General features: G+C 70.6%; 12 protein-coding genes. 1 reads left to right on the top strand and 11 read right to left on the bottom strand.

Annotation, left to right across the window (positions count from 1 at the left end):
* Window positions 1-232 precede the first annotated feature (232 nt).
* From ABZ348_RS14810 to ABZ348_RS14770, 9 genes are all read right to left on the bottom strand, one after another.
* A complete protein-coding gene (locus ABZ348_RS14810; protein WP_358932929.1) occupies window positions 233-3,601 on the bottom strand; it encodes an ABC transporter permease in 3,369 nt (1,122 codons plus the stop codon).
* A gap of 319 nt (window positions 3,602-3,920) precedes the next feature.
* Entirely contained in the window at window positions 3,921-4,658 is a 738-nt protein-coding gene (locus ABZ348_RS14805) for a DUF3159 domain-containing protein (RefSeq protein WP_358932927.1), read from the bottom strand.
* 3 nt (window positions 4,659-4,661) lie between these two features.
* Window positions 4,662-5,090 carry an OB-fold nucleic acid binding domain-containing protein gene (locus tag ABZ348_RS14800; RefSeq protein ID WP_358932925.1) on the bottom strand — a complete coding sequence of 143 codons (429 nt, stop codon included), beginning with the start codon at window positions 5,088-5,090 and terminating at the stop codon, window positions 4,662-4,664.
* A gap of 135 nt (window positions 5,091-5,225) precedes the next feature.
* Window positions 5,226-5,915: a response regulator gene (locus ABZ348_RS14795; RefSeq protein ID WP_358932923.1), complete on the bottom strand. Its 690-nt coding sequence runs from the start codon at window positions 5,913-5,915 to the stop codon at window positions 5,226-5,228.
* 122 nt (window positions 5,916-6,037) lie between these two features.
* Window positions 6,038-8,581 carry an ATP-binding protein gene (locus ABZ348_RS14790; RefSeq protein ID WP_358932921.1) on the bottom strand — a complete coding sequence of 848 codons (2,544 nt, stop codon included), beginning with the start codon at window positions 8,579-8,581 and terminating at the stop codon, window positions 6,038-6,040.
* Between the two features lie 241 nt (window positions 8,582-8,822).
* Entirely contained in the window at window positions 8,823-9,554 is a 732-nt protein-coding gene (locus ABZ348_RS14785) for an ABC transporter ATP-binding protein (protein WP_358932919.1), read from the bottom strand.
* 137 nt (window positions 9,555-9,691) lie between these two features.
* On the bottom strand, window positions 9,692-10,513 hold the full coding sequence (locus tag ABZ348_RS14780) for a DUF3710 domain-containing protein (RefSeq protein WP_358932917.1): 822 nt from the start codon (window positions 10,511-10,513) through the stop codon (window positions 9,692-9,694).
* A 1-nt stretch (window position 10,514) separates the two neighbouring features.
* Window positions 10,515-11,045, bottom strand: a complete 531-nt coding sequence (gene dut / locus ABZ348_RS14775) for a dUTP diphosphatase (RefSeq protein ID WP_358932915.1) — start codon at window positions 11,043-11,045, stop codon at window positions 10,515-10,517.
* Window positions 11,045-11,608: a PaaI family thioesterase gene (locus ABZ348_RS14770; protein WP_358932984.1), complete on the bottom strand. Its 564-nt coding sequence runs from the start codon at window positions 11,606-11,608 to the stop codon at window positions 11,045-11,047. The genes dut and ABZ348_RS14770 overlap by 1 nt, the downstream gene beginning before the upstream one ends.
* A gap of 103 nt (window positions 11,609-11,711) precedes the next feature.
* On the opposite strand from ABZ348_RS14770, the gene ABZ348_RS14765 reads away from it, so the two are divergent.
* A complete protein-coding gene (locus ABZ348_RS14765; RefSeq protein ID WP_358932914.1) occupies window positions 11,712-12,176 on the top strand; it encodes a DUF3093 domain-containing protein in 465 nt (154 codons plus the stop codon).
* Between the two features lie 130 nt (window positions 12,177-12,306).
* Here ABZ348_RS14765 and ABZ348_RS14760 read toward each other — a convergent pair whose 3' ends face one another.
* Together ABZ348_RS14760 and ABZ348_RS14755 are read right to left on the bottom strand one after the other, a co-directional pair.
* Window positions 12,307-13,251 carry a hypothetical protein gene (locus ABZ348_RS14760; RefSeq protein ID WP_358932912.1) on the bottom strand — a complete coding sequence of 315 codons (945 nt, stop codon included), beginning with the start codon at window positions 13,249-13,251 and terminating at the stop codon, window positions 12,307-12,309.
* 13 nt (window positions 13,252-13,264) lie between these two features.
* A complete protein-coding gene (locus ABZ348_RS14755; RefSeq protein ID WP_005310959.1) occupies window positions 13,265-13,561 on the bottom strand; it encodes a DUF4193 domain-containing protein in 297 nt (98 codons plus the stop codon).
* Window positions 13,562-13,740: the final 179 nt, after the last annotated feature.

Raw genomic sequence — 13,740 nt, 5'->3', positions numbered from 1 at the left:
ATGCCTCCTCGGGCGGATGAACCGATGGACGCCCCGAACGGGCGGTATGACGGACGAGGAGCGTCAGCCGCCCCCCGAGGCGCGTGCCGTGTACGCGGCTTCCCCGTGGGATGCCGCCGGCCCCGGGCCCTCGGCCCGGCACCGAACGGGCAACTCCCGTCCCGTCGACCGGCCGACGCGGCCCCGTCTCCGCCCGCGGGAGCTCCCGTGGCCCTGCTCGTGCCCGACACCGTCACTCGCCTCCCTGCGTGCGCAGCACCACGGTCGACTCACCGCGCCGCATCGCCAGCGCCACCACGATGGCGACGGGCGCCGCGGCCACGGCGGCCAGGAGCAACCACACCCGGCCAGCCGGAAGCTCCACGATCACCGGCGGAATCGGCTGGGTGGCCTGTCCGGTCAGGACGATCAGCGGAACCACCGCACGGGTCAGCGCGGCTCCCAGCGCGGTCCCGATCACCAGCGCGATGCCGAGCAGAAGCGACTGCTCCAGGGCCAGCAGCCTGGCCAGTTGGCGCCGCGGTGCACCCAGCGCGCGCAGGACCGCGAACTCCCGGGAACGCTCCCGTAGCGCCCCCGCCGCCGACACCGCGAAGCCGACCGCGGCCAGCGCGGCTGCGGCGAGGGTCGCGGCCAGGAGAGCGGACTGGGGTCCCGCACCGAGCGGATCGTCGTGCAGGGCCGCGGCCACCTCGTCCCGCACCTGGATCTGACTCGGTTCCAGATCGGCGCGTTCGCGTATGTGCGAGGCCACCTGGGCCACCTGGCCCGGCCGGGGGAACAGCCACCACTCCGACGGCGGCAGCACGGCGTCGGGGCGGTTGGACAACGCCCGGTTGACGGCCCGCAGGTTGATCAACATCGCGCCCCCGTCGGCCTTGGCGGACGACGCAGCGGCCCCCGAACCGTCCGCGCCCGCGGCAACCGTGTCCTGCCCGGTCGTCGGGACGGCGCCCAGCACGCCCATGAGCCGCACCTTCGTCTGGCCCCCGGCCAGCGGCAGTTCGACGGTCGCGCCGATCTCGGCACCGCTGGCGCGGAGGAAGCTCTCGGTCACCAGGGCGGGAACCGTCTCCGGGGCCTCCCGTTTGACGGTGATCCGCAAGGTGGCCGTCATATCCGCGCCCCAGGGATCGAAGGCCGCGATCTTCCCCGTGTGGTAGCGGATGTCGAGAGGCTGACGGGACGTCGAGCGGACCGAGGTGACGGCCGGTGCGGCCTCCGCCTTGCTCGCCGGGTCGACCTCGACGCTGGGGATCGCGCGGACCGACCACACGGGCCCCGAGGGCAGCGGGACCAGACGCGAGACGCCGTCCGACGCGACCGCGCGGAGCGCACCGAACGTCAACCGCTTGGAGACGATCCGGGTCATCGCCTCCGGTTCGAAGACCTCGATGTCGGTCAGCGCCAGGGGTGCGGCCGGCCTGCCCGCGGGAGCACCTGCGGCCTTGGCGAGGTCGAGGGAGACGCGGTGCGCCTTGCCGTCGGCCGGTGGTGCGGTCAGCGGCAACCGGTACGAGACCCCGTAGCGGTCCTCGAAGGTGAAGGTGAGGGCGGGCTCGCCCGGCTCCTCCCCGGGGTCGCCCGTCGTCGGCCTGTGCAGCGTGAGGTCGAACTCCAACCGCACGATGTCCTCGGGCAGCACCACGCCCGGCCGGACGTCCTCCTGCGGCTTGAGCATCTCCAACAGCCGCCACACGGACCCCTCGGCCAGATCGCTGCGGATCTGGATGCCGTCGGTCGCGGCGACGGTGTCGAGCGCCACCACCGTGGCCCGCCTTCCGCCGGAGAGACTGACCTCCGTACGGGTCCCGGGCGCCACCGCGGGGGAGCCGGGCAGTTCGTCGTACTGTCCGCCCTGGCCCAGCGGGGGCGCGCTGCCACCGCTGAGCACCCGAATCGGGGCGCCCGTGCGGAAGTCCGCCTGATCGTCCTGCGAACGGTCCCACGACGCGCCCTGGCCGATCGCCAGCATTCCCATGGCGACCGACAACACCAGCAGCAGGACGGGGCCCGCTCCGCGCAGGGGGCGACGGCTGAACTGCCAGCCGGCGAGGGAGGTGGTCAACCCCTTCCCGCGTGCGGCACGGCGCTCGGCGAGCCGTGCGGCCGGCGGCAGCAGACGCAGGGTCAGCACCGTCCCGGCGAGCAGTGCCAGCGCGGGGGCCACCACGAGCAGCGGATCGATGCCGAGCCGGCCCTCGCGGTCGCCGCTGAGTGCGCCGCTGCCCAGGGTGCGGCGGTCCAACTGCCAGTAGGCGACCGCCGCGACCGCCAGCAGTGCGATGTCGGCACCGGCCCGCAGGGGTCCGGGCAGCGTCCTGGCCCTGCCGCGGGCGGCTCGGGCGGCGGTGAGGGCCGGGATCGTCACGGCTGCCGCGCAGGCCAGTGCGACCGCGGCGCCGACGAGCCACAGCTGAGGTGTCGGCCCGGTGGTGGCCAGTTCGTCCCCGAGCCCGATCCTGGCCAACAGCCCGTGCCCCGCTAGCAGTCGGGTCACCGGACCGGCCAGCAGCGGAGCGCAGATCGCGGCCGGCAGCGCCAACAGCAGTGCTTCCAGGGCGGCGAGGGCGGCGAGTCTGCGGCGGGAGGCGCCGCGGGCCACCAGCACCCGGGTCTCGCCGTCCCGCTCCTGGCCCAGCAGCCGAGCGACGAGCAGCAGGGTGTAGCCGGCGAGCAGGACCAGTTGCAGGGAGACCAGCAGCAGGGTCGCGCGGGACACCAGAAGCGCCCGTTCCAACTGGTCGAGCACGCTCGGCAGTGAGGTACGGGCGACGACGCCCGTGGTCAGCGCGGGCTGGGCGGACAGCAGTTGCTGACTCTTTCCGGCCGCGGTGCGCAGCTCGTCGATCCGCTCCGCGCCCAGTCCGTCGAAGTCGGCCGTGGCGATCCAGGCCACCCCGCCGGGGCGGACGCCGCCCGCACCGAAGCCGCCGGGGTCCACGAGCAGCGGACCGTACGTGGTGAAGACGTCCTTCTTGACCCCCCGTCCGTCCAACTCGTCGAGCTGCCAGTAGGAGGCGCTGCGGTCCAGCGGCCGATAGGTGCCCGTGACCTTGATCCGTACGGGCGGTCCGCCCATCCGGTCCGTGACCGTGAGGATGCGCGGCCCCGGAGCGAGTTTCAGCTGCTTGGCCGCGACGTCGGGCAGCGCGACCGGAATCACCTTGTCCGACTGCTGCGGCGCGGGCCACGCACCCGCCGACAGCCGGACGTGCGAGCGGTCGACGGCAGCGAAGAGGGTGAGGTCCGGTTCGCCCTTGCGCGCGGCGGGCGACTGGAGCGCCCGGGGCAGCGCGTACGGTCCCGAACGCTCGAACGTCTGCAAGGCCACGGGGAGGCCGTCGAAGGCGAGTCGGGCGCCGCGCTCGGCGTCCCGTGCCGCCGCTACCCGGTCGACGTCGGCGTTCTCCGTGGTGATCACCAGGGCTGCGGCCGATGCGTCCCTGGTCCGCAGGGCGTGCCGCAACCCTGCGTCCGAGACGGATCCGGCGAAGGCGGCCAGCGCGGCGAGCACGGAGGTCGTGAGCAGAATGGCGAGGAGCGCTGCCGACAGGAGCAGTCGATGCCCCCGGGCGCGCAGGAACAGAAACCCCGCCACGACATTCCCCCTGCTGCGCCAGTCCCCACCCGGTAAAGGTGTATGCCCCCTGAAAGCCTTTTCTGCTTTCGGATGCTTTCAGAAGGTGCTGCTGATGTGGCGAATGTTGCAGGGGAATTGATGAGATCGTGATCGGGAGAGAGTAGATCAACCGGACGGAATCGGCTGCTCAGAGCATGGACCCGGCCACTCGTGCGAGGCGCGAGACGCACGGAACGAGACGCGCGGAACGAGACGCGCGGACGGGAGTCGGGGCCGCCGACGGTGCCGGACACGGCGAGGTGCCCGATCCCCAGGGGACCGGGCACCTCGCGCCCAACTACAGTTCGGGCCGCTGAGCAGCCGCCGCCTTGCGCTCCTTCTCCGCCCGCTCCTGCTCCTCCATCTCGGCGAAGACGTCGATCGGCGGCGGAGCCTTCGCCAGGAACAGCCAGGTCAGATAGACGGCCAGCAGCAGTGGTGGAATCTTGAGCGCCACCAGGACCCAGCCCAACTGGGTGGTGTCCGCCCACCAGTAGAGCGGGAAGAGGATGGCGCACTTCGCGAGGAAGATCAGCCCCCAGGCCCAACTCGCCTTGGCGTACGCCTTCTTGCGCCCCGGGTTGCGCGTCCGCCAGGAGAGGTTCTCCTTGAAGATGGGCCCCAGGATCAGCCCCACCAGCGGCACGCCGCACAAGGTGGTGATGATGTAGGCGAGCGCGGTGCCCAGCGTGTACAGCATTCCGGGCAGGTAGAAGTCCTTGGCATTGCCCGTCATCATCGCGAAGACAACGCCGAAGGCCACCCCGAAGACACCGCTGAACGCGTGCTTCACGGTGTCCTTGCGTAGCAGCCGGACCCCCACCAGCAGCAGGGAGACCGTCAGGGCCGCGATGGCCGAGACATGGAGGTCCCTGTTGACCGTGTAGATCGTGACGAACAACAGTCCGGGCAGAACGGTCTCCACCATGCCCCGAACGCCACCGAACGCCTCGGAGAGCGCCGCCTCCGTGACTGCCTTGGAGTCGTCGTCCTGCTGCGGGTCGTTCGTGGTGGTCGGCTTGTCGAGAGACGTCACCGGCTACTCCTGTCCGAGTGGTCGGAGTTCGTATTTGGGGTTGAACAGCACACGGCGGCCGTGGCTCATGGAGATCCTGCCGGACGCTATGAGTCTGCGCCCGGGCTCGATGCCCACGATCGCGCGGCGACCGAGCCAGACCACGTCCAGCGGGGCACTTCCGTCGAAGAGCTCCGCCTCCAGGGCGGGCACCCCGGCACGTGGCCTGAAGGTGACCGTGCGCAACGTACCAGTGACCCGGACGATCTGTCGGTCACCGCACTCGGCTATGCGAACGCACCCCGACGCCTGGGCGTCCTCCTGCAGCTCCTCGGACTCCAGGTCCTGCTGTGAGCTGGAAAGCCGGTCGAGCATGCGGCGAAAGCGGCCGGCCGGCCTCGCGGCTCTGCCGTCCTTCGCTGAACCACTCTCCGAGCGGGGTGTTGCACTCATGGAGCAAGCGTACCGGCCACTGCCGACACCTTCCCGGGACCCCGACCCCGCCGTGCGGGTGCTCCGGCCCGCTCGACGGGGAAGGGGAGCCCGCACCCGATCCCAGGGCCGTCCCGAGCCCTGTCCCGATGCCGGTCAGAACCGCTCGAAGCGGTACCCCATGCCCGGCTCGGTGACGAAGTGGCGGGGGTGCGAGGGATCGGCTTCCAGTTTGCGCCGTAGCTGTGCCATGTAGACGCGCAGGTAGTTGGTCTCCGTCCCGTACGAGGGCCCCCACACCTCCTGCAACAGCTGCTTCTGGCTGACCAGCCGACCGGTGTTGCGCACCAGGACCTCCAGCAGGTGCCACTCGGTCGGGGTCAGCCGTACGTCCCGTCCGTCGCGGTGGACCTTCTTGGCCGCCAGATCGACCGTGAACCCCTCGGTCTCCACGATCACCACGTCGTCGTCCCCGCCGCCCACCGGCTCCGCCCGGCGCACCGCGGCGCGCAGCCGCGCCAGCAGCTCGTCCATGCCGAAGGGCTTGGTCACATAGTCGTCGGCCCCCGCGTCGAGCGCCTCCACCTTCTCGTCGGAGGTCTGCCGGGCGGAGAGCACCAGGATCGGTACGCGCGTCCATCCGCGCAGGCCGCGGATCACCTCGACGCCGTCCATGTCGGGCAGGCCCAGGTCGAGCACGACCACGTCCGGATGGCGCGCGGCGGCCAGTTCCAGGGCGGTCGCGCCGTCCGGTGCCGCGTCCACCTCGTACTTGCGCGCCTTCAGGTTGATCACGAGAGCGCGGACGATCTGCGGCTCGTCGTCGACTACCAGCACCCTGGTCATGGCGGGCCTGCCTTTCTGCACGGTCTGCGCGGTCGACTGCGCGACTGTCGTTCCGTCGTGGTCCGGGTGTGGTGTCCGTAGCGTCCCGATCGCTGTCGGTGCCGTGCGCCTGATCGGGGCGGTCATGAGGTGACCTGGGCGGGTAGGTCGGGGCTCACCGGGTCCAGCCCGGGCGCGGCCTTCAGGGTGAGGACCATGGTCATGCCGCCACCGGGCGTGTCCTCGGCGGTCAGGGTGCCGCCCATGGCCTCCGTGAAGCCGCGGGCAACGGCGAGGCCGAGGCCCACACCGGCACCGCGCGGAGCGTCCCCGTACCGCTGGAAGGGTTCGAAGATCCGTTCCTTCTCCTCGTCGGGCACCCCGGGGCCACGATCGGCCACCCGCACCTCCACCCTGTCGCCCAGCGCGCTCGCGGCCACCGTGACGGCCCTGTCGACGGGGCTGTACTTGACCGCGTTCTCGACGATATTGGCGACGGCACGCTCCAGCAGTCCCCGGTCGACGGCCACCATCGGCAGTGACTCCGGTATGTCCAGCTCCACGCTCTCGACCGGCACCGATACCAGGGCCATCGGCACCACCTCGTCCAGGTCGGTCACCCGGATCAGCGGGGTCACCGTGCCGGTCTGGAGCCGGGACATGTCCAGCAGATTGCCCACGAGGTGGTCGAGCCGGTCCGCGCCGTCCTCGATGCCGGCCAGCAGCTCCGCCTCATCGTCGTCCGACCAGGCCACGTCGTCCGACCGCAGCGAGGTCACGGCCGCTTTGATCGCGGCCAGGGGAGTGCGCAGATCATGGCTGACGGCGGCGAGCAGCGCGGTGCGGATGCGATTGCCCTCCGCGAGCGCCCGCGCCTCCTCCGCCTCGTCGACCAGTCGCTCCCGGTCGAGGACGACCGCGGCCTGGGCGGCGAAGGCGGCCAGCACCCGACGGTCCTCGGCGGGCAGCACCCGGCCGGAGAGCGCGAGTGCCATGTGGTCGCCGACCGGCATGTCCACGTCGGCGTCCTCCGGGCGTACGACGCAGCGGGGGCCCACACTGCCGGCGATCGTCCACGGGTCGACGTCCCCCGCCCGCTCCAGCAGGGCGACCGACTCCATGCCGAACGTCTCCCTGACCCGTTGGAGCAGGGCGTCCAAGGTGGTCTCTCCCCGCAGCACGCTGCCGGCGAGGAAGGAGAGGATCTCCGATTCGGCGCGCAGCCTGGCCGCCTGATGGGTGCGGCGGGCCGCCAGATCGACCACGGACGCCACCGCGACCGCCACCGCGAAGAAGATCACGATGGCCACGATGTTCTTCGGGTCGTAGACGGTCAGGGTGCGCACCGGGGGAGTGAAGTAGAAGTTCAGCAGCAGGGAACCGACCGCCGCGGACGCCAGCGCGGGCAGGAGACCGCCGAGCAGCGCCGACAGCACGGTCAGGAACAGGAACAGCAGCACGTCATTGGCGAGCCCCAGCGAGTCGCCCAAGGCCGTGAGCAGCAGCGACAGCAGGATCGGGGCGACCACGCCGACCAGCCAGCCCGCGATGATCCTGGTGCGACCGAGCCGGGCCCCGCGGGCCACGGGCAGCCCGCGCCCCTTCCCCGCCTCGTCGTGGGTGACGATGTGGACGTCGAGGTCGGGGCCCGAGTCACGGGCCACGGTGGCGCCGACGCCCGGACCGAAGATGTACTGCCACGCCTTGCGGCGACTGGACCCGAGCACGATCTGGGTGCCGTTGACCCCGCGGGCGAATTCCAGCAGGGACACCGGAATGTCGTCGCCTATGACGTGGTGGAACGTTCCGCCGAGGTCTTCGACCAGGGTCCGCTGCACCGCCAGTTCCTTGGGCGAAGCGGAGGTCAGACCATCGCTGCGGGCGATGTAGACCGCCAGGATCTCGCTCCCCGAGCCCTTGGCTGCCATACGGGCCGCCCGACGGATGAGGGTGCGGCCCTCGGGCCCGCCGGTGAGCCCCACCACGATGCGCTCCCGGGCCTGCCAGGTGGAGCGGATGTTGTGCTCGCCGCGGTACTGCTGGAGGTACTCGTCGACCCGGTCCGCCACCCACAGCAGCGCCAGTTCCCGCAGGGCCGTCAGATTGCCGGGGCGGAAGTAGTTGGAGAGCGCCGCGTCGACCTTGTCCGAGGTGTAGATGTTGCCGTGCGCCATCCGCCGTCTGAGGGCCTGCGGCGTCATGTCGACCAGCTCGATCTGCTCGGCCCTGCGCACCACCTCGTCCGGTACGGTCTCGCGCTGCCGCACACCGGTTATCGACTCGACGACGTCCCCGAGGGACTCGAAGTGCTGGATGTTCACCGTCGTGATGACGTCGATGCCCGCGACCAGCAGTTCCTGGACGTCCTGCCACCGCTTGGCGTGCCGGGACCCGGGCACGTTGGTGTGCGCCAGTTCGTCCACGAGCGCCACCGCGGGCGCCCGCTCCAGCACGGCGTCGACGTCCATCTCGGTGAAGACGGTTCCCCGGTACTCGATCTCCCTGCGCTGCACCTGCTCCAGTCCGTGGAGCATGACCTCGGTACGGGGACGGTCATGGTGCTCCACGAAGGCCACCACGCAGTCCGTGCCGCGCTCGACGCGCCGATGGGCCTCGGACAGCATGGCGTAGGTCTTGCCGACGCCTGGTGCCGCGCCGAGATAGATCCTTAGCTTGCCGCGTGCCATGGCCTCATTGTCTTTCAGGAACAGCTGGGTGCACTGCGACGACCATACGGCGAGGGAATCGGGCATATCGGGCCAGGGGGGCGCCTGAGCGGCGGATTTGACGTGATTCTGATGCCGTGGGACCGGTGGCGCAGGCCCTGCACGGGCCCGACCCCGTACCGGGGCGCTCTCTCCCGGCTCGACACCACGGGCCCGACCCACCGAACGGGCCCGCACCACGGGAACCCGACGTCACACCAGGTCAGCCCTCGGTGATCTCTCCGTCACTGAGTTCGATCACCCGGTCCGCCAACCCCAACAGTTGGGCGTCGTGGGTGGCCACCAGGGCGGTCACGCCCTCACCCCGCACCACCGCCCGCAACAGCTCCATCACCGCGAGTCCCGTATCGGCGTCCAACTGACCCGTCGGCTCGTCGGCGATCAACAGCGCGGGCCGGTTGGCCAGGGCGCGGGCGATCGCCACGCGCTGCTGCTGCCCGCCGGACAGCTCCCCGGGGCGTTGGGACGCATGGTCCGCGAGACCCACCAGGGAGAGCAACAGCTGCACCCGCTCCTCCCGCTCGCGCTGGTGCGTCCTGCGCAGCCGCATCGGCACGCCCACGTTCTCGGCCGCCGACAGGATCGGAATCAGCCCGAACGCCTGGAAGACGAAACCGATGCGATCGCGGCGCAGCTCCAGAAGCTGCTTCTCGCCCAGCCCCGCGAGTTCCACCCCGTCGACGGTGATGCGCCCCTCGTCGGCGGAGTCCAGGCCGCCGACCAGATTGAGCAGGGTCGTCTTGCCCGAACCCGACCGGCCCTTGAGCGCGACCAACTCCCCCCGGCCCACTTCGAAGGAGACACCGCGCAGGGCGTGGACGGCAGCCGCGCCCGAGCCGTACGAACGGTGCAGGTTCTCCACCCGCACCATGGGCCCCTGCGCCGACTCGTCGGCCAGCGCCGTGCCGCCGCGGGCTCCTGTGCTCTCGGTCATGAAGCGCCCTTCGTACGGGAGTTCCGGTGACGTTCCGGTGGAGTGCCGGTTCGATCTCGGAACAGTACGAGAAAACACCGGTGGGTCGCACTCCCCAGGGAAGAGCGACCCACCGGTCCGAGCTGTTCAAAAGGGCCTCAGCGGACCTCGGTGATCTCCGGGCCGCGCTGGAGCTGACCCATGCCACCGGAGAAGCGGGAACCCTCCTGCTCCTCCTGCTGGACGCCCTCGGGCACCATCTGCGCGTCCTCGGGCAGCTTCAGGACGATCGGGTCGCGCGGCGCCATGGGCCCCTCGCCGCGGACGACGACGGTGTCCTTGAAGATCTGCTCCAGCAGACCGGCCGCCTCCGGCTGCACGGCGCCCTGGCCGGAGATCACACCCCGCAGGAACCACCGCGGACCGTCGACCCCGATGAAGCGCACCAACTGCACCCCACCGGTACCGTCGGGCAGCTGCACGGGCACCTGTGCCCGCAGCTCCCAGCCCAGCGGACCCTCGACCTCGTCGATGATGCCGCCCTGCTGGGTGATGCCGGAGGCGATCTCCTCGCGGACCTCGCCCCAGATGCCTTCCTTCTTCGGCGCTGCGAACGCCTGGAGCTGTACGGCACTGTCGCGCAGGACGACCGTCGCCGCGACGATCGCATCGCCGGCGACCTCTACCCGCAGCTCCATGCCCTCGACCCCGGGCACGAACAGACCACCGAGATCGACACGGCCCTCATCGGCCTTGGAGACCTCGGAGACGTCCCAGGGGCCGTCCGGCCGCGGTGCGGGCGGGAGGTTCACCCGGCGGCCCTTGCCACTGGCTGCGTTCCCGGCGCCCTCTGCGTCGGCAGCGTTCTCAGCATCGTCAGCGTTGTCAGCGTTGTCCGAGTTGAGCTCGGCGACCTGCTCGGCCTCGGCCGCTGCGTCCGCGTCCCCCGCGGAACCACTCTTCTTGCGACGTCCGAACACGTCACTGTCCTTCCCGGTCGGATACGACGGAAGCGTATCGATTCCCACCCGTTGAGCCGTCCACAGCGGCATGACCGCCGGTGGACCCGAAGCCCCCCTCGGCCCGTGCCGAGCCGGGAAGCTCCGCCACCTCGTGGAAGCGCACCTTCTCGACCTGCTGGACAACCAGTTGGGCAATCCGGTCAAATCGCTCGAACCGCACCGTCTCGCGCGGGTCGAGATTGACCACGATCACCTTGATCTCCCCACGGTACCCGGCATCAATCGTCCCCGGGGCATTCACGAGTGCTACGCCGCAGCGGGCCGCGAGTCCGGAGCGCGGATGGACGAAGGCGGCGTACCCGTCGGGAAGGGCGATGGCGACCCCGGTCGGCAGCACGACGCGCTCACCGGGAGCGAGCTCGGCGCTCTCGCAGGTGACGAGATCCGCCCCCGCATCCCCGGGGTGCGCGTACGAAGGCAACGGCACCTCGGGGTCCACTCGACGGATCAGAAGGTCCACGGGGCTGTTGTGGTCGGACGTGCGGGACATCAGGGATTCACCTCGAAAGCGCGTACGCGTCTGATCTGGTCGGGGTCGGACATGGCGGCCTGGATCTCCGCCGGCCGGCCGTTGTCGATGAAGTGGTCGACCTTGACCTCGATGAAGAGGGCCTTGGCACGTACGGCGACGGGCCCGTCCGGACCGCCGATACGGCCCACGGCGCTGGAGTAGATCTTGCGACCGGCGACCGCGGTGACCTCGGCCTGGAGGAAGAGCTGGGTGTCCACCGGCACGGGCCGGACGAAGTCCGTCTCCAGCCGGCCGGTGACGGCGATCGTCCGCAACAGCCAGTTCAGCGAACCGAGCGTCTCGTCCAGCGCAGAGGTGAGGACCCCACCGTGCGCCAGGCCCGGGGCGCCCTGATGGGCCGGCCGTACGGTGAACTCGGCGGTGATGCTCACGCCGTCGCCCGCCCGCGCTTGCAGATGCAGACCGTGCGGCTGGGCCCCTCCACAGCCGAAACAGTGGTCGTAGTGCGAGCCGAGCAGCTCACCGGGGGCGGGGGCATCGGGGTGCCGCACCGGAGGTATGGCGTCGGCCGGGGGGACCATGGCCGGATGGCCGGGACTCGACCCCCTGGAATTCTCAGTGCTCACAGGCGCAGACCTTACCCGCGTGGCAGGCCCGGAGCCGCACCGTGCCAAGCTAGTCGACATGCAGCCCTCCGCCCCCGGCACCCCGGCCGTGCGCTACGAAGAACGTCTGACCGCTCCGCCCGTGTGGTGGGCCCTGAGCCTCCTGGCCGGCATCTCGGGCGGTCTGGTCACCCTTCCCCTCGGTGTCCTGCCCATGCTCGGTGGTGCGGTCGGCGCGGCCGTGCTGACCGCGGTCGTGGTGAGCTCCTACGGATCTGCTCGGATCCGTGTGGTCACCGGGGCGCTGGTCGTGGCGGACGCCCGCATCCCACTGAGCGCGCTGGGGGAGCCCGAAGTGCTGGACGCCGAGGAGACGCTCGCCTGGCGCTCCTACAAGGCGGACCCGCGGGCCTTCATGCTGCTGCGCAGCTACATCCCCACGGCCGTGCGGATCGAAATCACCGATCCGGCCGACCCCACGCCGTACGTGTACCTCTCGACGCGTGATCCACAGGGATTGGCCGACGCTCTGCGCGCTGCCTGACGTCCGTCCGGGACGCCGTTCGCCGGCGCCCTGCCGTCCGTCACGCCGTCCGTCAGGGGGCAGAACAACAGTCACGGGGCAGAACGCCTCACCGTGCGTCCCGCCCCACAGCCGCCCCGACCGGAGTGGCTCAGCCCTCCAACTCGTAGGGCTTCTTCAGGTGCTCCAGTGGCTGCGCGGGCTGATCCAGCGGCGGCAGCGCCGGCAGTGCGTCCCACGGGACCTGCCGGATACGGAGATCCTTGCGGACCCGGTCCGCGAGGTGCCGGGTGTCCCGGCGGTTCATCACGGCACCGACCGCAGCCCCCACCATGAACGGGATCAGGTTGGGGAGATTGCGGATCATCCGCTTCATGATCTGTTGGCGCAGCTCGCGCTTGAGTCCGCCGCTCAGGGCGGCGTTCTTGTACGTCGACGGTTTGGTCACGTCGATGCCGCGCTCGTCCGACCAGGCGGCCAGATAGGCGGTGCTGCGCTCTTTGAGACTGCCCGGGGGCCTTAGGCCATAGACCTCGTGTAGTTCGGCGATGAGCTTGAGCTCGATCGCGGCCACGCCGGTGATCTCCGCGGCCAGCTCGGCGGGCATGGCGGGCGGTACGGGCAGCATCGCGGCAGCGCCCACACCTGCGCCCACCGTCGCCGTGGCATTGGACGCGCCCGCGACCAGCTTGTCCGCGAGCTGTTCGGGACTCAGGCCGGGGAACTGCCCCCGCAGGGTCGCGAGGTCACGCACCGGCACGCGCGGTGCGTTCTCGATGATCCGGTCGGCGATGTAGCCCACGGCCGCCTTGGCGCTCTCGCTGCTTCTCCGCACGCCGTTGCGCACGGAGGCCAGCCGCCCCGGCCGACTCGACCCGTGGGGCCGGTCAGCCGTATCGCGCGGGAGCGCTTCGAGCGAGGTCGAGGCACCTCGCCCGTCTTCTCCCGCACCGTAGGGCAAGAGGGCGGACGAGTCCGTGTCGGAGGGCGTGTTGCCCTCGTCCGGTCCCGTACCGCCCGGGTACGCCTCTGCGGGCGCCTCCGACGGCTTCTGACGTCGGAAGCGTCGCTTCCTGGACGGTGTCTCGCCTGCCACGGCCGACCGGACCTCAGTCGCAGTCGCGGCAGATCGGCTGGCCGTTCTTCTCACGGGCCAGCTGACTGCGGTGGTGTACGAGGAAGCAGCTCATGCAGGTGAACTCATCGGCCTGCTTGGGCAGCACCCGGACGGCCAGTTCCTCATTGGAAAGGTCCGCGCCGGGCAGTTCCATGCCCTCGGCTGCTTCGAACTCGTCGACGTCGACCGTCGACGTCGACTTGTCGTTCCGTCGTGCCTTCAGCTCTTCAAGGCTGTCGGAATCGACGTCGTCATCGGTCTTACGTGGGGTGTCGTAATCCGTTGCCATGTCGCTCTCCCCCTCTGGGTGGTTGCGGTGTCTCCAGCGCACGTAACGCGTGAGAGGCCGGACTTGTGCCCGACCTGAGGCGGAGATTTTGCCTCACATCAAGGTCTGTTACTCAATCGACACCCAACCGGATTCCCCGAGGGTGATCAGGTTGGATGGCGAAGGGGACCGTACACGAT

Origin of the sequence: Streptomyces sp. NPDC005963, from assembly GCF_040638655.1 — a bacterium.
In the GTDB taxonomy this organism is placed as follows: Bacteria; Actinomycetota; Actinomycetes; order Streptomycetales; family Streptomycetaceae; genus Streptomyces.
The sequence above is the reverse complement of the archived record's forward strand: the minus strand, read 5'-3'. Positions and strand labels throughout refer to the sequence as shown.